This is a genomic window from Halococcus salsus (assembly GCF_009900715.1).
GTDB lineage: Archaea > Halobacteriota > Halobacteria > Halobacteriales > Halococcaceae > Halococcus > Halococcus salsus.
Genome location: NZ_JAAAJC010000001.1, coordinates 760,175 through 781,260 on the forward strand (window position 1 = coordinate 760,175; position 21,086 = coordinate 781,260).

26 protein-coding genes are annotated in these 21,086 nt (G+C 67.6%); 11 read left to right on the forward strand and 15 right to left on the reverse strand.

The features are described 5' to 3' along the window. Positions 1–17: 17 nt before the first annotated feature. Positions 18–458: a hypothetical protein gene (locus GT355_RS04010; protein WP_160133433.1), complete on the forward strand. Its 441-nt coding sequence runs from the start codon at positions 18–20 to the stop codon at positions 456–458. A gap of 4 nt (positions 459–462) precedes the next feature. On the opposite strand, the gene epsC is transcribed toward GT355_RS04010, so the two are convergent. After that, positions 463–1,029: a serine O-acetyltransferase EpsC gene (epsC, locus tag GT355_RS04015; RefSeq protein WP_160133434.1), complete on the reverse strand. Its 567-nt coding sequence runs from the start codon at positions 1,027–1,029 to the stop codon at positions 463–465. A 75-nt stretch (positions 1,030–1,104) separates the two neighbouring features. Further along, positions 1,105–2,061 carry a formate/nitrite transporter family protein gene (locus tag GT355_RS04020; protein WP_160133435.1) on the reverse strand — a complete coding sequence of 319 codons (957 nt, stop codon included), beginning with the start codon at positions 2,059–2,061 and terminating at the stop codon, positions 1,105–1,107. 143 nt (positions 2,062–2,204) lie between these two features. Between GT355_RS04020 and GT355_RS04025 the strand changes: the two genes are divergently transcribed. From GT355_RS04025 to GT355_RS04035, 3 genes are read left to right on the forward strand one after another with little or no spacing between them, the layout of a single operon-like run. Then, entirely contained in the window at positions 2,205–3,347 is a 1,143-nt protein-coding gene (locus GT355_RS04025; RefSeq protein ID WP_160133436.1) for an acyl-CoA dehydrogenase family protein, read from the forward strand. A gap of 40 nt (positions 3,348–3,387) precedes the next feature. After that, the gene (locus tag GT355_RS04030; RefSeq protein WP_120070303.1) at positions 3,388–3,666 is read left to right on the forward strand and encodes a DUF7111 family protein; all 279 of its coding nucleotides are present in this window, start codon (positions 3,388–3,390) and stop codon (positions 3,664–3,666) included. Between the two features lie 57 nt (positions 3,667–3,723). Continuing rightward, positions 3,724–4,281, forward strand: a complete 558-nt coding sequence (locus tag GT355_RS04035; protein ID WP_160133437.1) for a GNAT family N-acetyltransferase — start codon at positions 3,724–3,726, stop codon at positions 4,279–4,281. Positions 4,282–4,310: 29 nt separating this feature from the next. On the opposite strand, the gene GT355_RS17945 is transcribed toward GT355_RS04035, so the two are convergent. Continuing rightward, positions 4,311–4,451, reverse strand: coding sequence for a hypothetical protein (locus tag GT355_RS17945; protein WP_192927955.1), 141 nt, complete (start codon positions 4,449–4,451; stop codon positions 4,311–4,313). Positions 4,452–4,570: 119 nt separating this feature from the next. On the opposite strand from GT355_RS17945, the gene GT355_RS04040 reads away from it, so the two are divergent. After that, complete coding sequence (locus GT355_RS04040; RefSeq protein ID WP_160133438.1) at positions 4,571–4,870, forward strand: putative quinol monooxygenase; 300 nt, start codon at positions 4,571–4,573, stop codon at positions 4,868–4,870. Positions 4,871–4,883: 13 nt separating this feature from the next. Here the strand turns inward: GT355_RS04040 and GT355_RS04045 are convergent, their stop codons facing one another. Beyond that, the gene (locus tag GT355_RS04045; RefSeq protein ID WP_120070310.1) at positions 4,884–5,081 is read right to left on the reverse strand and encodes a DUF5800 family protein; all 198 of its coding nucleotides are present in this window, start codon (positions 5,079–5,081) and stop codon (positions 4,884–4,886) included. Positions 5,082–5,168: 87 nt separating this feature from the next. Between GT355_RS04045 and GT355_RS04050 the strand changes: the two genes are divergently transcribed. Genes GT355_RS04050 through GT355_RS04060 form a run of 3 tightly spaced genes read left to right on the forward strand, consistent with a single transcriptional unit; the run spans position 5,169 to position 7,715 of the window. Next, the gene (locus GT355_RS04050) at positions 5,169–6,137 is read left to right on the forward strand and encodes a polymer-forming cytoskeletal protein (RefSeq protein WP_160133439.1); all 969 of its coding nucleotides are present in this window, start codon (positions 5,169–5,171) and stop codon (positions 6,135–6,137) included. A gap of 7 nt (positions 6,138–6,144) precedes the next feature. After that, positions 6,145–7,326 (forward strand): redox-regulated ATPase YchF, encoded by a 1,182-nt coding sequence (locus GT355_RS04055; protein ID WP_160133440.1) that lies wholly within the window; start codon positions 6,145–6,147, stop codon positions 7,324–7,326. After that, complete coding sequence (locus GT355_RS04060; RefSeq protein ID WP_160133441.1) at positions 7,326–7,715, forward strand: histone acetyltransferase; 390 nt, start codon at positions 7,326–7,328, stop codon at positions 7,713–7,715. The genes GT355_RS04055 and GT355_RS04060 overlap by 1 nt, the downstream gene beginning before the upstream one ends. 228 nt (positions 7,716–7,943) lie before the next feature. Here the strand turns inward: GT355_RS04060 and GT355_RS04065 are convergent, their stop codons facing one another. The 6 genes from GT355_RS04065 to GT355_RS17950 all read right to left on the reverse strand — a co-directional run bounded on the left by GT355_RS04065 (position 7,944) and on the right by GT355_RS17950 (position 14,601). Next, positions 7,944–8,801, reverse strand: a complete 858-nt coding sequence (locus tag GT355_RS04065; protein WP_160133442.1) for a UbiA family prenyltransferase — start codon at positions 8,799–8,801, stop codon at positions 7,944–7,946. A gap of 83 nt (positions 8,802–8,884) precedes the next feature. Next, positions 8,885–10,174, reverse strand: a complete 1,290-nt coding sequence (locus tag GT355_RS04070) for a TIGR00341 family protein (RefSeq protein WP_160133443.1) — start codon at positions 10,172–10,174, stop codon at positions 8,885–8,887. Between the two features lie 107 nt (positions 10,175–10,281). Further along, complete coding sequence (locus GT355_RS04075; protein WP_160133444.1) at positions 10,282–11,586, reverse strand: DUF389 domain-containing protein; 1,305 nt, start codon at positions 11,584–11,586, stop codon at positions 10,282–10,284. A gap of 81 nt (positions 11,587–11,667) precedes the next feature. Continuing rightward, positions 11,668–13,080 carry a sugar porter family MFS transporter gene (locus GT355_RS04080; protein ID WP_160133445.1) on the reverse strand — a complete coding sequence of 471 codons (1,413 nt, stop codon included), beginning with the start codon at positions 13,078–13,080 and terminating at the stop codon, positions 11,668–11,670. Positions 13,081–13,290: 210 nt separating this feature from the next. Continuing rightward, positions 13,291–14,412, reverse strand: a complete 1,122-nt coding sequence (locus GT355_RS04085; protein WP_160133446.1) for a pyridoxal phosphate-dependent aminotransferase — start codon at positions 14,410–14,412, stop codon at positions 13,291–13,293. Positions 14,413–14,457: 45 nt separating this feature from the next. After that, positions 14,458–14,601, reverse strand: a complete 144-nt coding sequence (locus tag GT355_RS17950; RefSeq protein WP_192927956.1) for a hypothetical protein — start codon at positions 14,599–14,601, stop codon at positions 14,458–14,460. Positions 14,602–15,059: 458 nt separating this feature from the next. Between GT355_RS17950 and GT355_RS04090 the strand changes: the two genes are divergently transcribed. After that, on the forward strand, positions 15,060–15,365 hold the full coding sequence (locus GT355_RS04090) for a DUF5789 family protein (RefSeq protein WP_160133447.1): 306 nt from the start codon (positions 15,060–15,062) through the stop codon (positions 15,363–15,365). Between the two features lie 104 nt (positions 15,366–15,469). Here GT355_RS04090 and GT355_RS04095 read toward each other — a convergent pair whose 3' ends face one another. The 4 genes from GT355_RS04095 to GT355_RS04110 all read right to left on the reverse strand — a co-directional run bounded on the left by GT355_RS04095 (position 15,470) and on the right by GT355_RS04110 (position 19,296). Further along, positions 15,470–16,240, reverse strand: coding sequence for a CPBP family intramembrane glutamic endopeptidase (locus tag GT355_RS04095; RefSeq protein WP_233553906.1), 771 nt, complete (start codon positions 16,238–16,240; stop codon positions 15,470–15,472). Between the two features lie 42 nt (positions 16,241–16,282). Beyond that, on the reverse strand, positions 16,283–17,548 hold the full coding sequence (nreA, locus tag GT355_RS04100) for a DNA repair protein NreA (RefSeq protein WP_160133448.1): 1,266 nt from the start codon (positions 17,546–17,548) through the stop codon (positions 16,283–16,285). 84 nt (positions 17,549–17,632) lie between these two features. Continuing rightward, complete coding sequence (locus GT355_RS04105) at positions 17,633–17,833, reverse strand: hypothetical protein (RefSeq protein ID WP_160133449.1); 201 nt, start codon at positions 17,831–17,833, stop codon at positions 17,633–17,635. Between the two features lie 497 nt (positions 17,834–18,330). Next, entirely contained in the window at positions 18,331–19,296 is a 966-nt protein-coding gene (locus tag GT355_RS04110) for a transcription initiation factor IIB (protein ID WP_120070337.1), read from the reverse strand. 182 nt (positions 19,297–19,478) lie between these two features. Here GT355_RS04110 and rnhA point away from each other — a divergent pair, with 182 nt between their 5' ends. Further along, positions 19,479–20,069, forward strand: coding sequence for a ribonuclease HI (gene rnhA / locus GT355_RS04115; protein ID WP_160133450.1), 591 nt, complete (start codon positions 19,479–19,481; stop codon positions 20,067–20,069). Continuing rightward, positions 20,062–20,616, forward strand: coding sequence for a DUF7108 family protein (locus GT355_RS04120; RefSeq protein WP_160133451.1), 555 nt, complete (start codon positions 20,062–20,064; stop codon positions 20,614–20,616). Before rnhA ends, GT355_RS04120 begins: the two co-directional genes overlap by 8 nt. Before the next feature lie 18 nt (positions 20,617–20,634). Here GT355_RS04120 and GT355_RS04125 read toward each other — a convergent pair whose 3' ends face one another. Then, positions 20,635–20,988: a PadR family transcriptional regulator gene (locus GT355_RS04125; RefSeq protein WP_160133452.1), complete on the reverse strand. Its 354-nt coding sequence runs from the start codon at positions 20,986–20,988 to the stop codon at positions 20,635–20,637. Positions 20,989–21,086: the final 98 nt, after the last annotated feature.

Here is a 21,086-nt window from a genome sequence, read left to right on the forward strand (position 1 = left end):
CCAGCCAACCCGGGCGCATGGCAGACGACGAACCCGAACCCACCGACGAGTCGAGTTCCGAACCCGAGATCAACGAGAGCGAGGGCGAGGAGAAGTCCTTCCGCGAGCGCGTCGAGGAGATCCGCGAGGAGCGCGAGGCCGAAGCGGAGGGCGACGGCGAGAGCCGCGAGGAACGCATGGAGGAGCTGATGGGTGGCGGCGGTCCCGGTGGCGGCATGGGCGGCGGTGGCAACCCGTTCGCGCAGATGATGGGCGGGATGATGGGCGGCGGTCCCGGCGGCGGCATGGGCGGCCCCGGCGGCATGGGCGGCGGCCCGCCCGGTGCCGGTCCCGGCGGTCCGGGTGGCGAGAGCGACGCGGGCAACGAGGAGATGGTTCGCGAGCTTCGACAGCTCCGCGACGAGGTTCACGACGTCCGACGCACGCTCGACCGCATCGCCGACGCGCTCGAAGAGTAGCTCCTTACTCCGGGAAGCCGGTCCCGAGTTCGATCGATTCGTCCTCCGCACAGCGACCGACGAGTTTCGCGGGGTTGCCGACCGCGGTGCAGTTCGGCGGCACGGATTCGAGGACGACGGACCCCGCACCGACGCTCGCGTTCTCGCCGATGACGATCGGACCCAGTAGGGTGGCGTTCGCGCCGATCGTCGCGCCGTCTTCGAGCGTCGGATGGCGCTTTTCGTCCGCCAGCGAGTCACCGCCGAGCGTGACGCCCTGATAGAGCATCACGTCGTCGCCGATGTCGGTCGTCTCGCCGACCACCACGCCCGCGCCGTGGTCGATGAAACACCGCCGGCCGATGTCGGCCCCGGGGTGGATCTCGACCCCGGTGAGGAACCGGGCGAGGTGCGATATCAGCCGTGCGGTGAGGTGGAAGTCCCGCTCCCACGCGGCGTGGCCGAGACGGTGGGCCCAGAGCGCGTGAAGCCCCGGATACGCGAGCACGACTTCGAGGGCCGACTTCGCCGCCGGGTCCTTCGCCAGCGCCGTCTCGATGTCCTCTCGGATCCGTTTTCCCAGACCGATCATGGGGAACATCCGTGACGAGTGAGCATAAACCATGCGTCCACCGAAACCCGGTGCCCCGAGCGCGTCGAGGCTTCGTCACTCCCGCGGGGACTGCTCGAACAGCCACTCGAACCACTGGAGTTTGAAGTCCCGGCGTTCGCTCTCGTCGAGCGAACTGTTCTGGGTGTGGCCGTAGTTCAACAACGCGACCAGGATGACGCCGCCGACGGTGTTGCCGAGGGTGATGGGGAGCGTCACGCCGAGCAGCGCGGTGGCGAAACCAACGGAACTCCCGAACGCGACGTAGAAGGCCTCACAGGTCGCGATGATACAGTGAAAGAGGCCGTTCGCGGGGATCAACGCCATGATGAACACCACGAGAACCACGCGGGCGGTCGACTCCCGGACGGCGTGGGTGACCCAGACCATCCCCGCGACCAGCCAGCCCGCGATGAGTCCCTTGAAGAACAGCCCGAACCACGGCGTGTCGAGCGCGTGATGGCCGATCTCGGTCGCGGCGCGCGCGGCTTCCGGCGTGAATATCGGCGTCTCGGCGAGGAGGAACCCGCCCGCTATCGCGCCGAGGAGGTTCGCGACGAGGACGATCCCCCAGACGCGGAGTAAGAGTGGGACGCTCGCGATCCGCGTCAGGACGAGCGTGACGGGGGTCAGGGTGTTCTCGGTGAACAGCTGATAGCCGCCAATCACGATGAAGACGAACCCGATGGGATAGAGCAGGTAGCTCAGGACCTCGCCCGCCGGGCCGGGTATCGTCGCGACCACGGTGGCGCGAGTCAGAAAGGAGAGCACGATCGAGAGGCCGGCAGCGAGCCCGCTCAGGAACAGTTGGCGGTCGCTACAGCTGAACTCGTAGGAGGCGGTCGCCACCACCCGCTCGAACACCTCGTCGCCCGAGAAGCGGTCACGGATCGCCTCGCCCGCGGCCGGCGCGCCGCTCCGGGACCGATCGAGGAACTCCCGTATCCGACGGCGACGATCGAGCCCCTTCGAGTCGTTCGATTCGTCGACCGGGCTCGGCGAGTCGGCGCTCATTCGACGGGCTCCGAGACCGGGTGGCGTCGTACGTGATACATCCTAATTCGGCCGGAGGTGCGATTCGCGTCGAAATATAGGCAACGGCATCGGTTCGTCCCCCGTGTCACAACAGTAATGCGGACGCGACGTGAGGAACGGTTATGGACTTCAGCCTCTCGGCCGAGCAACGACAGATCCAGGGGATGGTCACCGAGTTCGTCGACGAGGAGGTCGTGCCTCGCGCCGCCGAGATCGACCACGACGACGAGTTCCCGGCCGACCTCGTTCGCGAGATGGGCGAACTCGGTCTGATGGGGATGCCCTTCCCCGAGGAGTACGGCGGTGCAGGGCTCGACTACCACTCCTACGCGCTCGGCCTCGCCGAGATCGCGCGCGGCTCGGGTGGGTTGGGGACCGTGGTGGCCGCCCACATCAGTCTCGCGGGCAACATGCTCTACGAGTTCGGAACGGAGGACCAAAAAGAGGAGTTCCTGACCCCGCTGGCCGAGGGCCGCGACATCGGGGCGTTCGCGCTCTCGGAGGCCGGCGCGGGCAGCGACGTGCCGGCGATGACGACCACGGCCCGAAAGGAGGGCGACGAGTACGTGGTCGACGGCGGCAAGCTCTGGATCTCGAACGGCTCGGTGGCCGACACCGTCACCCTGTTCGCCAAGACCGACCCCGACGCCGGCAACAAGGGCATCTCCTCGTTCGTCGTGCGGCCCGAGGAGGACGAGGGCTTCCACGTCGAGGGGACGGAGGACAAACTCGGCGACAAGGGCTGTCCGACCGCGGAACTCCGGTTCTCGGAGATGCGGATCCCCGAGGACCGACGGCTCGGCGAGGAGGGTCGGGGGTTCGTCCACGCGCTCAAGACCCTCAACGGGGGGCGGATCACCATCGCCGCCCGCGGGGTCGGGATCGCCCAGGCCGCACTCGATGCGGCGCTCGACTACGCCCAGGACCGCGAGCAGTTCGACCAGCCCATCTCGGAGTTTCAGACCATTCAGCACAAACTCGCCGACATGGACACCAAGGTTTCTGCCGCCCGCCTCCTGATGCACCAGGCGGCGGACCTGAAGATGCGCGGTGAGGACTTCCGGAAGGAGGCCGCCCAGGCGAAGCTCTACGCCAGCGAGGTGAGCCGTGAGGTCGCGAACGAGGGCGTCCAGATCCACGGCGGCTACGGCTACACGAAGGACTTTCCCGCCGAGCGCTTCTACCGCGACGCCAAGCTCAACGAGATCTACGAGGGGACCAGCGAAGTCCTCAGAAACACCATCGCGGGCAACCTGCTCGATTGAGAACCGATAGCTTCGATTAGCCGGCGAGCGAAGCGGGAGTATGACCCCCGAGGCGGAAGCCAGCGCCGACGGCATCACCGCGCGCTACACCGAGACCGACGGCGAGCGCGTGCTCGAATTCTCGCGCGACGGCGCGACCGCGGCGGTCGCCCAGAACGTCGACGGCTACGCCATGCTCAAGGTCCGGCCCACGGCGGACGGTGACGAACTCGAACGCTACTACGGCTTCGACATGGCGCTCGACCACGCCGCCGAGTTGCTCGGCGTCTCGCCGCACGACCTCCCGGTGCCCGACGCCGCCGCCGACATGGGGATGTGACTGGATGGACGACGACACCCGAGTATCTCGTTCGAACCCGGCTACGGAGCGGCATCGATGACGGGGAACGAAGGCGGTGTTTCGGTCGAGCGCAGTGGATTCGAGGCGTACGAGACCGGCATCGAGACGCTCCTCGGGGAGTACCATCGGTCGGTCGCGGACGGCCATCGTGACTACCTCGCTCGCCACGCGCCCGAGTACGAGTTCTCCCCGGCCGCGTACGTTCGGGACGAGACCGAGACGGATCTCGCGTATCTCGGTGCGAACGACGACCGGCGACCGCTGGTGGTCGCGGTGGACGGCGACGACGTCGTCGGCTGTGTCTACCTGTACGAGCTCACCGACGACGAGGCCGAGATAAAGCGGCTCTACGTTCGCGAGGCGTATCGCGGCCGTGGAGTGGGCCGCCGACTCCTCGAACGGCTGATCGAGGTCGCCGAGAACGAAGGCTATCGCTCGCTCCGTCTCGACACCGCCCCGTACATGGAGGGCGCACAACACCTCTACCGGCAGTTGGGTTTCGACACCTACGAAGGCGGGGCGTCGGTCACCGACGTTCCCGACCCGCTCCTCGATGACCTCGTCTTCATGCGCCGCCGTCTCGACGGGCGATAGCGCTCGGAACGAGAGCCGTCCAAGTCGATTCAGAGCGCGAGGAAGACTAGGTAGGGAACCGCGAACAGCACGACCGTCAGGAGGAGCAGGATGACACCGTAAGCGGCCAGGGTTCCAGCGGCCGTGAGCCACGACGGATGGTCGAATCGGCCGGGGAGGCTCGTGCTCATGGCTGATGCAGTGCGCGTCGGGGCTTAAACGCTCGTGCTCGCGACACCGTTCGTGGCGCGACCGTCGACCCGGTCCCCGAAGCGCCACGGCTTTCCCGCGGCCGGCCGAAGGAACGTCGATGTTAGTCGTTCACGCGAGCTTTCCGGTCGACCCGGCCCACCGAGACGACGCGCTCGAACTCCTCCCCGACCTCGTTGAGGGGTCGCGGGCCGAGGACGGCGTGATCGAGTATCGGGCGACGACGGACGTCACCGACCCCAATATCATCCGCTTCTTCGAGCGCTACGAGGACGAGGAGGCGTTCGCGGCCCACGGCCAGTCCGACCACTTCGGGACCTTCGAGGACGCGGTCGGCGAGTATCTCGCCGGCGAACCCGAGGTCGTTCAGTTCGAGGTCGACTCCGTCACCGAACGCTGAGGGCGACGGGGTTTCAGGCGGTTATTTCGGCGATGCGGCGGGGTTCGCCCGAGAGGGTCGGGTCGGGCTCGACGATCTTGAGCACCTCGTGGTCGGTGACCTCGGGATAGGTCTTGCCGATGGCCTCTTCGATCAGCGCGCGTTCGAGCCGGAACTCGGTACCCTCATAGACCACGTCCACACCCTGTTCGTCGAACGAGAGGAGGGTCATATCCATCGTAGCGCGGTTGACGAATAAAAACGACTCGCGTTCGCGTCGGAGACTGGATTTATTAGGGATGGCCCCCGATTCTGCCGTGTGTCGTTCCGCTCGGACCCCCTCTCCGAACTCGTCGTCCCCGATGGGACCACGGTCGAGGAACACGATATCGTGACCGATGCCGACGTGATCGTCGGAACACAGAGCACGATAGCGCTCGGCGTCCGGGCCCGGAACGTCGTCGCGGGCGAGCGCGTCACGTTCGACGGGGACATCGAGGCGAGCGGCGACTGCCGGCTCGATATGTGGTGTGAAGTCAACGGCAACGTGCTCGTTGGCGCGGACGCCTACATCGGCGAGCGCGTCGAGATCGGTGGCCAGCTCGTCGTCGCGGGCGACCTCGACATCGGCGACGACGTCACCATCGAGGAGGGGTTCGACGCCAACGGCTGGATCGTCATCCGCAACCCCGTGCCGACGCTGGTCTTCCTCTTCACCTACCTCACCCACCTCCTCCGACGCGGCGAGGAGGAGCTCGCCGACGACGTACTCTCGGAGGTGTTCGAGGGCCACGACGACCAGCCGCTCGTCGTCCCGAAGAACGCGACGCTCGGCGACGACGCCTGGCGGGTCTCGACGCCCGCCCGGGTCGGCGACGACTGTCGGCTCCACGGCAACCTCCGCGCCGAGACCATTTCGGTCGGTGCGAACGACGAGATATTCGGGAGCCTCCGAGCGCGCGAGTCGATCACCCTCGATGAGGGCACCGTCGTCCACGGCGACGTCACGACCAGCGACGGCGCGGTCGAGGTCGCGGCGGGGGCCCACATCCGCGGCGACATCGCGTGCGAACGGCTCCGCCTCCACGAGGGCGCGGTGGTCGAGGGGCAGATGCGCGCCCGCGGCGAGATGACGGTCGTCCGGGCCCAGCGCGGGGTCGACACCGCGGCGTCGGATACCGAAACCGAGACGGTGACGAGCGCCGACGACGTCGACGGAACGGTCGAGTCGGACGACGAGCGAACCGAACCCGACGGATCGAAAGGCAGTTTCACGCCGCCGAAATAGTCGGCCCATGCTCTCGCTCGCGCTCGCCGGCAAGCCGAACGCCGGCAAATCTACGTTCTTCGCGGCGGCGACGATGGCCGACGTCGACGTCGCCAACTATCCCTTCACGACCATCGACCCGAACCGTGGGGTCTCCCACGTTCGCACCGACTGCCCCTGTCTCGCTCGCGAGGAGCGCTGTGGCGACGAACACTGTCACGACGGTACGCGTTACGTCCCCATCGAACTCCTCGACGTCGCGGGTCTCGTACCGGGGGCCCACGAAGGCCGCGGGCTGGGCAACCAGTTCCTCGACGAACTCACGAACGCCGACGTGATCCTGAACGTCGTGGATTCGTCGGGGGGGACCAACGCCGAGGGCGAACCCGTCGAGGTGGGCGATCACGACCCCACGGAGGACGTCGACTTCATCACCGAGGAGATCGAGCAGTGGCTCGCCGGTATCGTCGAGCGGAACTGGGAGACCATCGCCCGCGGGTCGCGCGCGCCGAACTTCTCGATCGACGAGGCGATCCGGGAGATGCTCTCGGGGCTCGGCGTCGGCGAGGCGGCCATCACCGCGACCCTCCGCGAGCTCGACTATCCCACGGACCCGCGCGAGTGGACCGACGACCACAGGACCGCCCTCGCCCGCCAGGTCCGCGAGCGAACCAAGCCCCTCGTCGTGGTGGCGAACAAGGCCGACATCGCACCCGCAGGCGCGCTCGACGCGCTCCGCGAGGCCGCGGGCGAGGCGATCCCGGCGACTGCGGAGGGCGAGCTCGCACTCCGGCGCGGCGCGGAGGCGGGAGCGATCGACTACCACCCCGGCGACCCCGACTTCTCCATCATTGGCGACCTCACCGACGGCCAGCGCGCAGGCCTCGACCAGGTCCGCGAACTCATGGCCGACCACGGTGGCACCGGGATCCAGACGGCGTTGAACACCGCCGTCTACGACCTGCTCGATCACATCACTGTGTACCCCGTCCAGAACGAGACGAAGTGGACCGACGGCCAGGGCAACGTCCTGCCCGACGCGTTTCTGGTTCCCCGGGGTTCGACCCCGCGCGACCTGGCCTACGCAGTCCACTCGGACATCGGGGATGGCTACCTTCACGCCGTGGACGCGCGCTCGAACCGGCGGGTGGGCGAAGACCACGAGCTCTCGGAGGGCGACGTGGTGAAGATCGTGAGCACGGCGACCTGATGGAACCGTCTCGGATTTCTACCGAGAAGCTACAACCGAGCCAGCTGTTTCTCAGCGCTAGGAAACTCCGTGAGGCGAGGGAATGGTTCGATTTCGACGCGCCGCATTACGAACCGGTCTCCGTTATCCAGCTTGAGGACGAGGTGGTACTCATCGACGGTCACACTCGGGTGTATCTCGCTTTCCACGCCGGTGCGGAGGAGGTGCTAGCCCACGATGTGACGGCTGGGAACCATCCGGTAGTGCTGTACGCCGACTGTGTCATGTGGTGCAAACGGAAGGGGATCACCTCGATCGCGGACCTTGACGGTCGGATAGTGACTCACGAGACCTACGAACGGAGGTGGATCGATCGGTGTCGCCGCGTGGCCGCCGTGCTCGGTAACTAGCCGCGCTTAGTGATCTGCCTACCGAGATCCATCGGGCTGGTTGGAGTTCCCTTATTTCTCGATCTGCAGAGGATTTACGACGACTCGCCCGGTGCAAACGAGAACCGCAAGCCACGAGCCTCCCCAGCCGATTCCTTCGCTCGTTCACTCCGTTCACTCGCTCGGTCATCCCTCGCGCGAGTCGCGCGTCTCCGACGCGCTCCCGCGCGCCGACCGCACCCGTTCCGATCAGATCCACGAGAACGGCTCGATCAGGACTGCGAGGAAGAGCAGTCCGAGGAACAGATACGACCCCCGCATCAGGACCTCCGTCGCGCGTCGGGAGTCGAGCCGTCGGGTGGTGAGCGCCACGCCGGCGAAGGCGACGACGGCGAGCCCGGTGCTCGGCGGGAAGACCCCGAGGAACGCGCCGGCGAGGGTTCCGAGAAGCGCGAGGGCCAACAGGAGGTAGGCGCTCCGGCGGGCGCGGGCCCGTCCGAGGACGACCGCGACGGTCCGTTTGTCGATCGAGCGGTCGTAGTCGTAGTCCTTCGCGTCGTCGATGACCTTGATCCCCGAGAGCAACACGAGGAAGACGGCGGCGAAACCGAGGACCGGAACCGAGAACCCGACGGCTTGGACGTAGTAGCCACCGAGGATGGCGAGCGTGATCCCGAGGGGGTAGCCCATCGTGGCGCTCACGGGGTGCATGTCGAGCTGTGGCGCGTGGAGGTAGGCGACCAGCCACGTCGGGAGGGTGACGAGCGCCGCGCCGAGTCCGGCGGTCAGCCAGAGCCAGCTACAGCACGCCGCGAAGCCGAGGGTGGCACAGACGAGCCCGAGGCGACAGCCACCGGCCGTGAGCGGGTGGTCGTCGTCCTCCCCGCGAACGTAGAAGTCGACGTAGCCGTCCTTGACGTGGGCGGTGTAGACGGCGAAGAACATCGCCGCCACGTGGACGGCCGCCGCTGTTGGCACGGTCGCCGGCGCGAGCACCGCACCGAAGACCGAGGCCGCGAGCGGCGGCAGCATGAACACCGGGTGGACCTGTGAGGCGAGCGCGGAGAGCGCCGCCCCGGTCCCCGAATCGTGGCGTGCGACGGCCATGCTCCTCGTTCGGTTGCCAGTCACATAGATGTGCGGCTACCGATGGCGGTCACGTGACCGTCCGGAAGCCGAACGGGAACGGTTCAGTTCGGCGAGAACCGGCGGCGGTCGTGGATCGTGAGCTCGATGTCGACGGCGTGGCCGGTTCGCGTCTCGATCCGCTCGGCGAGTGCCTGCGGCAGGCCGGGATACGACTCGCCGGTGGGCCGGCTCACGACCACGGCGACCTCGCGTCGGTCGTCGGACAGGCTCGTGAGTATCACCTGTGTCCGGACGGTTTCGAGGTCGACGGCCGCGTAGGCCGGCTGATCGAGGGTCGTCTCCACGGCGTCGTTGATATCCCGGTCGAACGAGACCTGGCCCGCCATCACGGTTCCCGAGACGGCGAACACGGCCAGTAGCACCCCGAGCGCCACCAGAGCCGGTGCGAGCCGTCGGAGCCCGCTCCGGGTGCCGTTGCCGGTCCACGGCCGGTAGCCGAGGTAGACGAGCGCGAGCACGCCCGCGAGGTTGACCGCGACGGTGTTCACGACTAAGAGCGCGAGCGCACCGAGCGCCACCGCCGGGAGTCCCCACGCGACCCCGATACCCACCGCCGCCGCGGCCGGGATCAGGGCTGCAGCGATCATCACGCCCACGAGCGCCTCCGAGAGCCCGGTCGAGAGCCCGAACGCGCCAGCCGCGCCGGCACAGACCGCCACCGCGAGCGCCAACAGTCCCGGCGACGTTCGCTGGCTCACCTGGGCCACCGCCGAGACGTCGAGGGTCGCCGGAACCACCCCGCCGGCCTTCAGCGCGAACGCCAGCACCGTCCCCGCGAGGACCGCCGCTGTCAGGCCACCAGCGAGCGACTTGAGTCCCAAACCGATGAGCTTGCGGTCGTTGAGGACGATCCCGACGCTGCTCATCATCGCTGATCCGACCTGTGGAGCGATCACCATCGCACCGACGACGATCGCGGCGGAGTTGAGGAGGAGTCCCGCGGCCGCCACCACCGCGCTGAACAGCGTCATGGCGTAGTAGGTCAGCGGGTTCCGGTGCATGTCCAGCGCCTTCGCCCGGATCTCCTCGTGGGCGACGCTGTCGTCCTCCTCGACGCCCGCGACGAACCGGTTCTCCAGTTCGTTGTAGTGGGTGGTCTTCGCGGTCTCGGCGGTGGCGATCACGGTGTAGTTCGTGTCGTCGAGCCCGGCCTCGCGGAGCTCGCCGAGAACGTACTCGACGGCCTGTGTCGGCAGCGGGAACTCGACCAGCGTCGAAGCGTCGCGCTCGCTCGCGTCCTCGGTCACCACCCGATCGATGTTCTCGGTCCGGAGAACGTCGAGAACGGTTTCGCGCTGTCCATCGGGCACGACGAGCTTGATGAGCCGCACGAGATGGCCTGCACACGCAGGTGTCTTACGGCTGTGGATCGACGCCTCGCGAACGAACCTTTCGCTCGGTACGCCGCGCGCCGAAACGACCGTCGGTGGGTGACGGCTCAGTCGCCGGGCGACGCCGACTCGTAATCGACGTATCTGAGCTCGACCGTGACCGGCCGGTCGGTAGCCGCGCTGATGCGCTCTTGAAGGGTTTCCGCGAGCCCCGGGTACGCCGTGCCGGTCGTTCGGTCGAGCGTCACCGTGGCCGTCACCTCGCCGCCGAACACGTCGCCCGCGTCGTAGCTCGTCGAGACGTCGGTGAGGTCCAACCCGTCGTAGGCCGGGCCGTCGATCGCGGTCTGGACCTCCTGGTTGACCGAACCCTCGAAGCTCACGTAGCTCGCCGTCGCGGCGCTCACGACGACGATGCTGGCGACGAACGCGAGCACGACGAGGGCGTACGCGCCCGTCCGGAGCGAGACGGAGAGGTTCTCGCGGACGCTCTCGACGACCGACTCGCGGTAGCCGAGCGCGACGAGCGCGACGTAGGCGCTGACGTTGATGAAGACGACGTTCATGAAGAGCAGTACGAACGCACCCGCCACCACGAGCGGCTGCCCCCAGACGGTACCGATGCCCGCCGTCCCCGCCGAGGGAACGATCGCCGCCGCGACCGCGACGCCCGCGATCGAGACCGGGAGGTCGGTCGCGAGCGCGAGCGCACCCGCCGCGCCCGCCGCGAGCGCGACGACCACCGCGAGCAGGCTCGGGGTGAGGAACGCCGACACCTGGTCGACGCTGGTGATCGCGAGCGACGCGGGGACGAAGAAGGTCCGACGGAGCACGAAGCTCATCGCCACCGCGCCGACGTAGGCGACCACCAGACCCAGCACTTGGGAGACGACGCTCTCGACAACCATCTCGCGGTCGTCGATCACCGCGCCCACGGCGGCCGAGAGCGACGAGCCCGCGAACGGCGCGACCACCATCGCGCCGACGATCACGATCGCGGAATCGAGGAGGAGGCCCGCGACCGCGACGACCGCGCTCAGTGCCGCGAACGCGATGTAGGTCGGGCGGTCCGGCTGGAGGTCGGCCGCGCGCTCGCGGATCTCCGAATAGGAGACCCCCGAATCGCCCTTCGGCCCCGCGACGAACCGGTCCGCGAGGTCGTCGACATCCTGGGTCGTCGACCCCCGCGTCTCGACCTCGGTGACGACGGTGTGAGCGTCCTCGGGTAGCCCCGCGTCGTAGAGCAGGTCGAGGACCGGTTCGACCCCACCGCCGGGCACCGGGACGTCGAGCATCACCGCACCGCGACCGCTCACCTCCTCGGTGAGGTGATAATCGATGTCCTCGTCGGTCAGCGCGGTCGTGACCGCCGACCGCGACTCGCCCGGCACTCGGGTCCGTATCTGTCGCACGCTCTGGGGTCGAAAGCGACCGAGATGAAGGTTCTGGTCGGTCCACGAAACGCACCGAATCGGTTCGGGGCGCGTGGCCGGTCAGTCCGACGACTCGGCGTCGCTGCCCATGATGGCGTTCGATCGGAGGTCGTCCTCGATGTCCTCGAGCGAACGACCCATCGTCTCGGGCACGCGGAGGTAGATGTAGACGAAGCCGAGCACCCCGAAGACCCCGAGGGCCCAGAACGAGACCGTCTGGCCGAAGCGCTCGATCAGCGAGAGGAAGGTGAGCGAGACGATGAGGTTCGCCGACCAGTTGAAGAAGGTCGTGATCCCCTCGGCGGTCCCGCGGACGCGGAGCGGGAAGATCTCGGAGGTCAGCAGCCAGAACACCGGTCCGAGGCCGAGCGCGAAGAAGGCGACGTAGAGGATCATGCTGCCGAGCGTGAAGTAGCCCACGACGCCCGAGAGACCGGGGAGGTAGAAGCCGAGGCCGAGCGCGCCGAGCATCACCGTCATACCGCCGACGCTGACGAGCAGGAGGGGCCGCCGGCCGATCCGGTCGGCGTAGTAGACCGCGACGATCGTGAGCGCGACGTTGACGATACCGATGCCGATCGTCCCGAACAGCGACGCGGCCGAGCCGAGACCGATGTTCTGGAGGATCGTCGGGGCGTAGTAGAGCACGGTGTTGATCCCGGTGACCTGCTGGAGCACCGCGAGCGCGACCCCGACGGTGAGCGCGGGCCGGATCCACGGTTCGAGGACGTCCCGCCAGCTCCCCTGGGACTCGCGCTCGCTGATCTCCTCCATCCGTTCGATCTCGCTCTCGAAGTCCGCCTCGTTCCGGATACGCGAGAGCACGTCACGGGCTTCGTCGTGCCGGTCGTGTTCGACCAGCCACCGCGGGCTCTCGGGCAGGAAGAACATCGTGACCCCGAGGATCACCGCGGGCACCGCGGCGAACCCGAGCATCCAGCGCCACCCGATGACCCCGAGCAGCGACGGCGCGAAGATCGCGTTCACGATGTACGCCACGAGGATCCCGACCACGATCATCAGCTGCTGGAGGAAGCCGAGCGTGCCCCGGATGTCCTCGGGCGCGGTCTCGGAGATGTAGAGCGGCCCGATCAGCGACGCGATCCCGACCGCGACGCCGAGCACGATCCGCCAGCCGATCAGCCACTCGACCGACGGCGAGGCCGCGAGCCCGAGCGCCGCGACGAAGAAGATCACCGCGCCGACGAGCGTCATCCGACGGCGACCGAGCCGGTCGGCCAACCGTCCGCCGGTCGCCGCACCGATCATCGCGCCGACGAGGACGCTCACGGTGACCACCTCCTGGAGGAACGTCGAGAGCGTGAACGATTCCTGGATGTAGGGCAGGGCCCCCGCTATCACGCCGGTGTCGAACCCGAACAGCAGGCCATTGAGCGCACCGACGAACGCCATGACGTAGACGAACCGGGGGTGCTCCCGGTCGGCGTTCGCCAGCCTGTCGAGGAAACTCATCGTCCACCGCCGGCCGCACGGCGACCGTGCGTTCGTCGTTTCGCCACAAAACACCGACCGTCGCCGATACTGACTACGGGAGGTCTCTCCACACACTGCCTAACCGGTTCGTCAATGTGTAGGTTGCGCTCTCTTCAAAACGATCGATAATTCGGTTCGATCACCGCTTCGAGAACACGAGCGCCCGTTGGCTGTCGGTAGGCCCGGCGTTCAGCGGACCGCCGCCGCGGCGTCGCCCATGACATCGACCGCTTCCTTGATCTCCTCGACGTCCGTCGCGTAGGAGATCCGGGCGTAGCCCGCGCCGCGCTCGCCGAACGCGTCGCCGGGAACCACGACCACGTCGCGCGCGAGGCACTCGTCGACCCAGCCCTCGGGGACCTTCGGCATCGCGTAGAACGCGCCCTCGGGGGTCGGGGTTTCGAGGCCGGCGTCGGCGAGCCCATCCAGCAAAACGTCGCGGCGCTCCTCGAAGGCGTCGACCATCTCGTGGACGCGGTCCTGGGGGCCCGAGATGGCGGCCTCGGCGGCGTACTGCGCCGGCGCGGAGGCACAGGCCTGGACGTACTGGTGGACCCGGAGCATCCGGTCGGCGCGGCGCTCGGAGGCCGCGACCCAGCCCAGCCGCCAGCCGGTCATCGAGTAGGTCTTCGAGCAGGCGTTCACGACGACCACGTTGTCCGTCTCGGCGAACTCCATCGGGCTGTGGTGTTCGCCCTCGAAGACGATGTGCTCGTAGACCTCGTCGGAGATACAGAGCACGTCGTGTTCGTCGGCGATGCGGGCGAACTCGCGCATGTCCTCCTCGGATTGGACGGCACCGGTGGGGTTCGCGGGCGAGCAGACCACGAAGGCTGCGGTGTCGTCGGTGATGGCCGCCTCGACCGCTTCGGGACTCATCGTGAGGTCCTCACGGAGGCCGACGGGGTTCGGGACGCCACCCGCGAGGTGGGTCAGTGCGGCGTAGGAGACGAAACCGGGGTCGGGGATGATGACCTCCTCGCCGGCGCTGACGTGGGCTTCGATGGCGAGGTGGAGCGCCTCGCTCCCGCCCGCGGTCGCGATGACGTTCTCGGCTGGGACGTCGATCCCGTTGTCGCGGTCGTGTTTGTCGGCGATCGCCTCCCGGAGCGGTCGGACGCCGGGGTTCGATGTGTAGCCGTCGGCGGCTCCCGATTCGATGGCCGCGATGGCGGCCTCGCGGGCGTTCTCGGGTGCGGGGAAGTCTGGCTGGCCGAGGCCGAGGTTGATGGCGTCGCCGCCCGCCGCCTCGAACACCTCGCGAATGCCGCTGATGGCGATCCGTTCGACGCGGTCGGAGAAGTCGGTCATGGTTCTACAGGACGGCCGCGCGGCGATAACTGTTGATGTTCGTCGTCACTCCAGGTCGTCGCGGAGCGCGTCGACGTGGGCTTCGAGGACCGCGAGCGCGTCGTCGGGGTCGGTGTAGCCGTTCTCGTAGTCCGCGAACACGGCGTCGGCCTTGTCGAGGAACGTCTCGACGGCTTCGGTGTCTGCCATATCGCCCCCAGCCCCTGCCGACGGTTATACTCGGTGTCTCGGATAGCGGCCGCTGTGCGGCCGGTGCGGCCGCGGTTGCGGTGCGGGCCTGGTGTCTCGGCGAGCGGGAGCGAGCCGAGGCTCAGGGGAGCGGTGCTCTCCTGGTGGATGAAGGGCGAGCGCCCGGCTCACGGGTCGTTCCTCCCCGTTCGCATCGAGGTGCGTCGCTTCGCTCGCACCTCGCACCCGAGGGCTTCGGCGGTGTGGTTGCGGTTGCTGTGCGAAGCGGTCGCGGAACGTGATAGCGTCCACACGAGCGAAGCGAGTGTGGTTCACCGCGAGTGACCGAAGGGAGCGAGCGGCAGTTTTTAGTCCAGGTTTTTGCAGGGGGTTCGACGGAGCGCCGGAGGCGCGACGGAGGACCCCCTGTAAAAAAGTGGGTCCGAAAGCTCTAATCGGGTCCCGTCCGAGGATGGCGCATGGCCGACGACGAGGCGGACGAGGAAGAAGAAAACGAGCCGGTCGTCGAGCTCGGCGAGGGAAACGCCGTCGAGGGTGCACCGCTCGCGCGGGTCGCCGCGCGGCTCACGTGGGGTATCTCCCGGTCGGACCTCGAACGCCGAGTGGGCGACATCGAGATCCGAACCCCGGACGGCCCCCGAACGGTGAGCGACGCCCTGAGCGACGTCGACATCACCTACTTCGAGCGCCGCCAGGAGTTCGAAGCCAGCGTGCGCGAGGCGGTCGGAACCGGGCCCGTGCCGACGGCGGACGACGACTCGTAGGGTACCGACCCCAGCCAGCAGCTGCGCGGGCAGAGCCGTCGTCCGTTCGTTTGAGAAGACGACCGTTGAATCCCCAGCGGGATCCGTTCGTTGACTACCTTCCTTTAGCCGACCAGCAGCTGTAGCACGGTGGCTCCCTGCGCACCGTAGCTGAACGCGAGGTAGGCGATCCCGAAGAGCGTGGCGTTGTAGGCCCCGTGGATGAGTATCGGGACGAGGAGGTTGTTCGTGCGTTCGTAGGTCGCGCCGAAGACGAGTGCGGGGACGAACAGAACCGCGACGGTGACCATGAGCGCCCGCACGGACCCGCTCAGTGCGAGGATGTGGACCGGTGCGAAGCTCGCGCTCGAAAGCACGACCGACCCGACCGGGCCGAACGATTCGCGGAGGCGTCCCTGGACGGCACCGCGGAACAGCAGTTCCTCGCCGGGCGCGATCAGGAGGAAGGCGAGCGGGATGAGCCACAGCAGGGTTCCCGGGTCTTGGAGGGCGGCCTGGTCGGTCCGTTCGGCCATCGGCGCGCCGACCGCGACGGCGGCGAACAACAGCGTGAAGACCAACAGGAGGACGAGGAAGTAGCCACCGACGGTCCAGGCCATATCGCGGAGCGTCGGCGTTCTGGTTCGAACGAACGAACCGAACCGGACGCCCCGAAGCCGGAGGTACGCGAGCGTGGTGAGTGGGAAGGCGATACCTTGGAGGACGACCAGTCCGAGGACGGTCTCGGCGGTCAACGAGAGTCGTACGCCGAGGGCGGGGAGCCCCAACAGAACGGCGAGGCTGAGTATCCCCCCGAGGATGAATCCGGCGACGATGACCAACACGGCGACCACGATCGCCCGGAGGCGGCCCAGCAGTCCGGCTGTCGTTACCATGACGGCAGTCGGTCGCGGGGGGTCAAAAATCCGGGTATCGTCTCACGCGAACGCGTCGAGTCGGGACTGGACGCCGGCCACCATCGTCGACTTCCGGCGGAGCCGCCCGAGCGAGACCGGGAGCTGTGGTTCGAGGTCGCGGAGCGCGTTGCCGAACGACTCCGCTTCGCCGCCCTCGGCGTCGAAGGCGTTGCGAACCGTCTCGCGGACCTGCCAGACGCCGGTCGGGCCCCAGTAGTCCGGCGTGACGTGCCGGAGGACGAGCACCGAGGCCTGGCGACCGCGTTCCTTGAGGTGTTCGAGCACGCCCAGTCGAGCCGCATAGTACGCACCTGCGGTCTCGGCCACGTAGCCCGTCCGGCCGTCGTAGCCCTCGCGGTCGGCGGCGATCCACATTCCCCGATCCGGGTCGGGGTTCCAGACGCTGCCCGGGGCTTTGAGCTCGACGAGCTCGAACTCCCAGTCGCCGGGCGCGAGCAGGACCCAGAACTTGTTCCCGAGGTACTCGTTGTAGTAGACCTCCGTCTTGTCGACCGCCGTGGCGTTGTGGACCCCGCCCCGGAGGAACTTCCCGACCGTATCGTCGACCGCGGTGATCGACCACCGGGTGGGAACGAGCCGGCGGGTCTCGGTCTCGCCGAGCGCGCCCGCCGAGAGGATGGTGTTGATGTCGTAGACGTCGTAGCCCCGATTGTAGAGGTAGTTCATCGCGCCCTCGGCGCGCCAGTCGTCGTCTTCGAGCGTCTTCTTCACCGGGCGCGGAACGTGTGGGTTCTCGGTGAGGGTCGCGCTCGTGGCGTGGGCGCGCGGGCCGGTCGGCGAGGAGACGTCCGCCTCGGAGATCGAGAAGTCCACGTCGAGCGGGCCGTCGAGACCGACCTCGATGTCGACCGGTCTGTCGGCGATGGCGACCTCGCGCTGGGTGCCGAGGAAGCCGTTCCAGGCGTCGGCGACGTTGCCGACGTCGGTCTTCCGGGAGGTGTTGACCAATCCCGTCCGGTGCTGGAAGACGTCCTCGATCGAGAAACCCTGGTCGTACCACTGGCCGCTGGTCTCGAAGTCCGCGGCGCGCTCCTCGTGGCCGACGGGCGAGAGCAGCCCGGTCGAGACGTTGGGGTAGGACGACCGACCGACGAAGATGGAGGGCGAGGTGCTTCCGAGAAGTGCGTCACCCGAAACGCGTTTGTTGAACTCGTACTCGACGTCGTCGAGGTAGTCGGTGATGGCGTAGGACTTCTCCTTCACCAGTTCGCGACGCTCGGCGGCCTCGTCGCGTTCGATCTCCTCGAAGTACTCGTCGAGTCGCATCGTGAGAAGGGAGGGGGCGAGCGGCTTTGAACGCTTGGGTGGAGGGTGCCGGCCGACAAGATCGCCCGAGGGCGACGCGTACTGCTACGTTTCCTGCTCGCGCAGGGCGGCACCGATGCCCGCGCCGATAGCAGCGAACACGGCCGTGATGAGGGCGGCGACTGCGGCGCTTTCGACGGAGGATCCGAACCACGAGAACAATACGACGCCACCGACGAGCGCCCCGAAAGCGCCGCCGAGCGCGCTCTTCAGTCCGGTCCGAACCGCCGTTCTGTTGTGGGGCATGGGTTCGTTTCGTCGAGCGAGCGACCGAATCCGATGAGTCGTCTTAGTTTTGGATTGAACCCTCGTGAATTTGAACCCTTGGGCCGGCGCGCGCTCGTCGCCCGTGTGCGAACGATAGTGAGCACCGGGCGCGAACCGGCGTGCGAGGGATGAGCACCGTGGTTCGAGAGAGCTTCGCTCTCTCGTCATCACGAAACGGCGAAGCCGTTTCGAACGACAGAGAGGGAGCGGAGTCGTTCGAGACGGCGAAGCCGTCTCGTGATGACGAAAGACGCTTCGCGTCTTTCGAACCACGAGCGATCGAGGAGCGCAATCGGCTGGGGAGGCTCGTGGCCGTGGCGGAGCGGTTGGCGGTGTGTAGCGGTTGCGGGAGTGGTTAGTAGTTGTACCGCGAGCGAGCCGACGGTGAGCGAGCGGCCCTTTTTAGTCCAGGTTTTTGCGCGGGGGTTGAGCGCGAGCGGAGCGAGCGCGATGCCCCCGTGGAAAAAAGTGGGTGGTTAGCTGTGGATGCCCATCGCCTCGATCTGCTCTTGGTACCGGTTCCGGATGGTGACCTCGGTCACCTGCGCGACGTCGGCGACCTCGCGCTGGGTCTTCTTCTCGTTGCAGAGCAGCGAGGCGGCGTAGATGGCGGCGGCGGCGTACCCAGTGGGAGATTTCCCCGAGAGCAGGCCCTTCTCGGCGGTGGTCTCGATGATGTCGTTGGCCTTCGATTGGACCTCCTCCGAGAGGGTGAGTTCCGAGCAGAAACGGGGGACGTACTTCTTGGGATCGACGGGTCGCATCTCGAGCGCGAGCTCCTGGGAGACGTAGCGATACGTCCGACCGATCTCCTTGCGTTCGACACGGGAGACCTCGGAGATCTCTTCGAGCGAGCGCGGGATGCCCTCCTTCCGGCAGGCGGCGTAGAGCGCCGAGGTGGCGACGCCCTCGATCGAGCGCCCGCGGATGAGGTCCTCGGCGAGCGAGCGGCGGTAGATCACCGAGGCGACCTCGCGAACGGAGCGGGGAACCCCGAGCGCGGACGCCATCCGGTCGATCTCCGAGAGGGCGAACTGGAGGTTACGTTCGCCGGCGTCCTTCGTCCGGATCCGTTCCTGCCACTTCCGGAGGCGGTGCATCTGGGAGCGCTTTTTCGAGGAGATCGAACGACCGTAGGCGTCCTTGTCCTTCCAGTCGATGGTCGTCGTCAGCCCCTTGTCGTGCATCGTCTGGGTTGTCGGCGCACCCACACGGCTCTTCTGCTGGCGTTCGGCGTGGTTGAACGCCCGCCATTCCGGACCGGGGTCGATGTTCTCCTCTTCGACAACGAGTCCACAGTCCTCACAGATGAGCTCGCCCCGGTCCGCGCTCTTGACCAGGTTCTCGGACTCACACTCCGGACACCCCCGCACGCCCTCTCGTTCGTCGTCTTCGGTTTCGGTCTCGGCCTGCCGCTCCCGCTGACGAGTGGACCGTGTCATTGCACTTTTATAGTAGTATCGTGGCAGTTTATAAATCTTGTGCGGGTTCGCGTTCGGCCCGCTTTTCCCGCGCTGTCCGGCGGCTTTGCCGGTGTTCGCCGACCGAACGTCGTCGTTTGGTCCGGACCGACGTCCGGTGACCGACCGGAATCGCTTTGGCCGCGCTGGCTCGACTCGGGGTGATGCCCGTGATGGAGTGCGACACCGAGCACGCCCGCGAGCGCCTCGAAACCGCCGGGATCGCCGTCGAGCCGGGGAACACCGACCACGAACGCTGGCGAGCCACCCACGAGGGGGCGACCGCGGTGGCCTACGAGGGAAAGCTCGTGATCCAGGGCGCGAACCCGGCGAAGCTCGAAGCGATCGTTCGCGAGGCCGGCGGCCGCGCCCACTGTTACTTCGACGGCGCGTCGCGCGGCAACCCCGGTCCCGCGGCGGTCGGCTGGGTGATCGTCGACAGCTCGGGGATCGTCACCGAAGGCAGCGAACGGATCGGCGAGACCACCAACAATCGTGCCGAGTACGAGGCCCTGCTGCGCGTGCTCGAACTCGCCCGGAAGTACGGCTTCTCGACCGTCGACGTCCGTGGTGACTCCCAGCTCGTCGTCGAGCAGGTCCGGGGGGCCTGGGACACCAACGACCCCGGGCTCCGCGAGCGCCGCGTTCGGGCGCGCGAACTCCTCGACGGGTTCGACGAGTGGTCGATCGAACACGTCCCGCGCGAGGTCAACGAACGCGCCGACCGGCTGGCGAACGAGGCCTTCGATGGTTGAGCTCCCGACCGAGGTCGCCGACGAGGCCGAACGGCTCACCCGGCTCGCACGGACGGCGACCGACCCCGACGAGCGCGCCGCCCGCCGCGAGCGCCGCGACGACCGCCTCGCCGAGCACGGGTTCACCGCACGGGTCCGCGAGGACTCCGACGGCGACGTCCTAGTCTGCTATCCGAGCGAGTGGATCGTGGACGGGGAGGTTCGGACCGACCGGATCGAGGAGACGGACCGGGCGGTCGAACGCCGGCTCTCGGGGACCGAACAGGGCGGGGACTGGGAAGCGCTCGCGACGCACAACAACCGCATCGCCGAGCGCGTCGCCGACGCCCACGGCCCGGTCCACGGCGCGAACGCACGCGTCTTCGCGGATTTCATGAGCAACCACCGCGCCCGCCGGGTCGGGACGGCGACCGAGGCCGACCGGACGGAGTTCCGAACCGAGTACTTCGTCCGGAACGCCTGGCCCACCGACGACCAGCGGGCGGCGGTCGAGACCTCGCTGTCGCTGGTCGCGGACGTGGCTACCGCGCTCGAAAACGATGAGTGACCCCGAAGCGGGGTCCGATTACTGGGTCTCGACGAGGTCGCGCACCGTCTCCGCACGGTCGTCGTCGGTGACGAACTTCGAGAGGGTCCACTCGAGCTTGTCGGTCACGGCGTCGTAGCCCTCGTCGGTCAGTTCGTACTGGTTGGTTCGTTTGTCGAGCTCGCTCTTTTCGACCAGCCCGAGCTCGACGAGGTCGTCGAGGTTGGGGTAGAGCCGCCCGTGGTTGACCTCCGAGTCGTAGTAGGACTCGAGCTCGCGTTTGATCGCCAGCCCGTACATCGCGTCGTCCGACAGTATCGCGAGGATGTTCTGTTGGAACGCCGTGAGGTCGCGGGCGACGCTTCGGTCCGTTACCGTTCGTGTCTCTGACATCGGGCCGACAGATGTCATCTAACTATTTAATACTTCCTAACTATATCGGAAAACGGGGAGATCCGACCGGGAACCGAAGCCGTCGCCGGCTCACGAAC

Bases quoted from the DNA above. Each gene is read 5' to 3' on its own strand.
- rnhA (WP_160133450.1), top strand. From the start codon at position 19,479: ATGCCCGTGATGGAGTGCGACACCGAGCACGCCCGCGAGCGCCTCGAA.
- GT355_RS04025 (WP_160133436.1), top strand. From the start codon at position 2,205: ATGGACTTCAGCCTCTCGGCCGAGCAACGACAGATCCAGGGGATGGTC.
- GT355_RS17945 (WP_192927955.1), bottom strand. From the start codon at position 4,451: ATGAGCACGAGCCTCCCCGGCCGATTCGACCATCCGTCGTGGCTCACG.
- GT355_RS04090 (WP_160133447.1), top strand. From the start codon at position 15,060: ATGGCCGACGACGAGGCGGACGAGGAAGAAGAAAACGAGCCGGTCGTC.
- nreA (WP_160133448.1), bottom strand. From the start codon at position 17,548: ATGCGACTCGACGAGTACTTCGAGGAGATCGAACGCGACGAGGCCGCC.
- GT355_RS04125 (WP_160133452.1), bottom strand. From the start codon at position 20,988: ATGTCAGAGACACGAACGGTAACGGACCGAAGCGTCGCCCGCGACCTC.
- epsC (WP_160133434.1), bottom strand. From the start codon at position 1,029: ATGATCGGTCTGGGAAAACGGATCCGAGAGGACATCGAGACGGCGCTG.
- GT355_RS04055 (WP_160133440.1), top strand. From the start codon at position 6,145: ATGCTCTCGCTCGCGCTCGCCGGCAAGCCGAACGCCGGCAAATCTACG.
- GT355_RS04095 (WP_233553906.1), bottom strand. From the start codon at position 16,240: ATGGTAACGACAGCCGGACTGCTGGGCCGCCTCCGGGCGATCGTGGTC.
- GT355_RS04105 (WP_160133449.1), bottom strand. From the start codon at position 17,833: ATGCCCCACAACAGAACGGCGGTTCGGACCGGACTGAAGAGCGCGCTC.
- GT355_RS04030 (WP_120070303.1), top strand. From the start codon at position 3,388: ATGACCCCCGAGGCGGAAGCCAGCGCCGACGGCATCACCGCGCGCTAC.
- GT355_RS04110 (WP_120070337.1), bottom strand. From the start codon at position 19,296: ATGACACGGTCCACTCGTCAGCGGGAGCGGCAGGCCGAGACCGAAACC.
- GT355_RS17950 (WP_192927956.1), bottom strand. From the start codon at position 14,601: ATGGCAGACACCGAAGCCGTCGAGACGTTCCTCGACAAGGCCGACGCC.
- GT355_RS04120 (WP_160133451.1), top strand. From the start codon at position 20,062: ATGGTTGAGCTCCCGACCGAGGTCGCCGACGAGGCCGAACGGCTCACC.
- GT355_RS04035 (WP_160133437.1), top strand. From the start codon at position 3,724: ATGACGGGGAACGAAGGCGGTGTTTCGGTCGAGCGCAGTGGATTCGAG.
- GT355_RS04020 (WP_160133435.1), bottom strand. From the start codon at position 2,061: ATGAGCGCCGACTCGCCGAGCCCGGTCGACGAATCGAACGACTCGAAG.
- GT355_RS04060 (WP_160133441.1), top strand. From the start codon at position 7,326: ATGGAACCGTCTCGGATTTCTACCGAGAAGCTACAACCGAGCCAGCTG.
- GT355_RS04085 (WP_160133446.1), bottom strand. From the start codon at position 14,412: ATGACCGACTTCTCCGACCGCGTCGAACGGATCGCCATCAGCGGCATT.
- GT355_RS04045 (WP_120070310.1), bottom strand. From the start codon at position 5,081: ATGACCCTCCTCTCGTTCGACGAACAGGGTGTGGACGTGGTCTATGAG.
- GT355_RS04065 (WP_160133442.1), bottom strand. From the start codon at position 8,801: ATGGCCGTCGCACGCCACGATTCGGGGACCGGGGCGGCGCTCTCCGCG.
- GT355_RS04010 (WP_160133433.1), top strand. From the start codon at position 18: ATGGCAGACGACGAACCCGAACCCACCGACGAGTCGAGTTCCGAACCC.
- GT355_RS04040 (WP_160133438.1), top strand. From the start codon at position 4,571: ATGTTAGTCGTTCACGCGAGCTTTCCGGTCGACCCGGCCCACCGAGAC.
- GT355_RS04080 (WP_160133445.1), bottom strand. From the start codon at position 13,080: ATGAGTTTCCTCGACAGGCTGGCGAACGCCGACCGGGAGCACCCCCGG.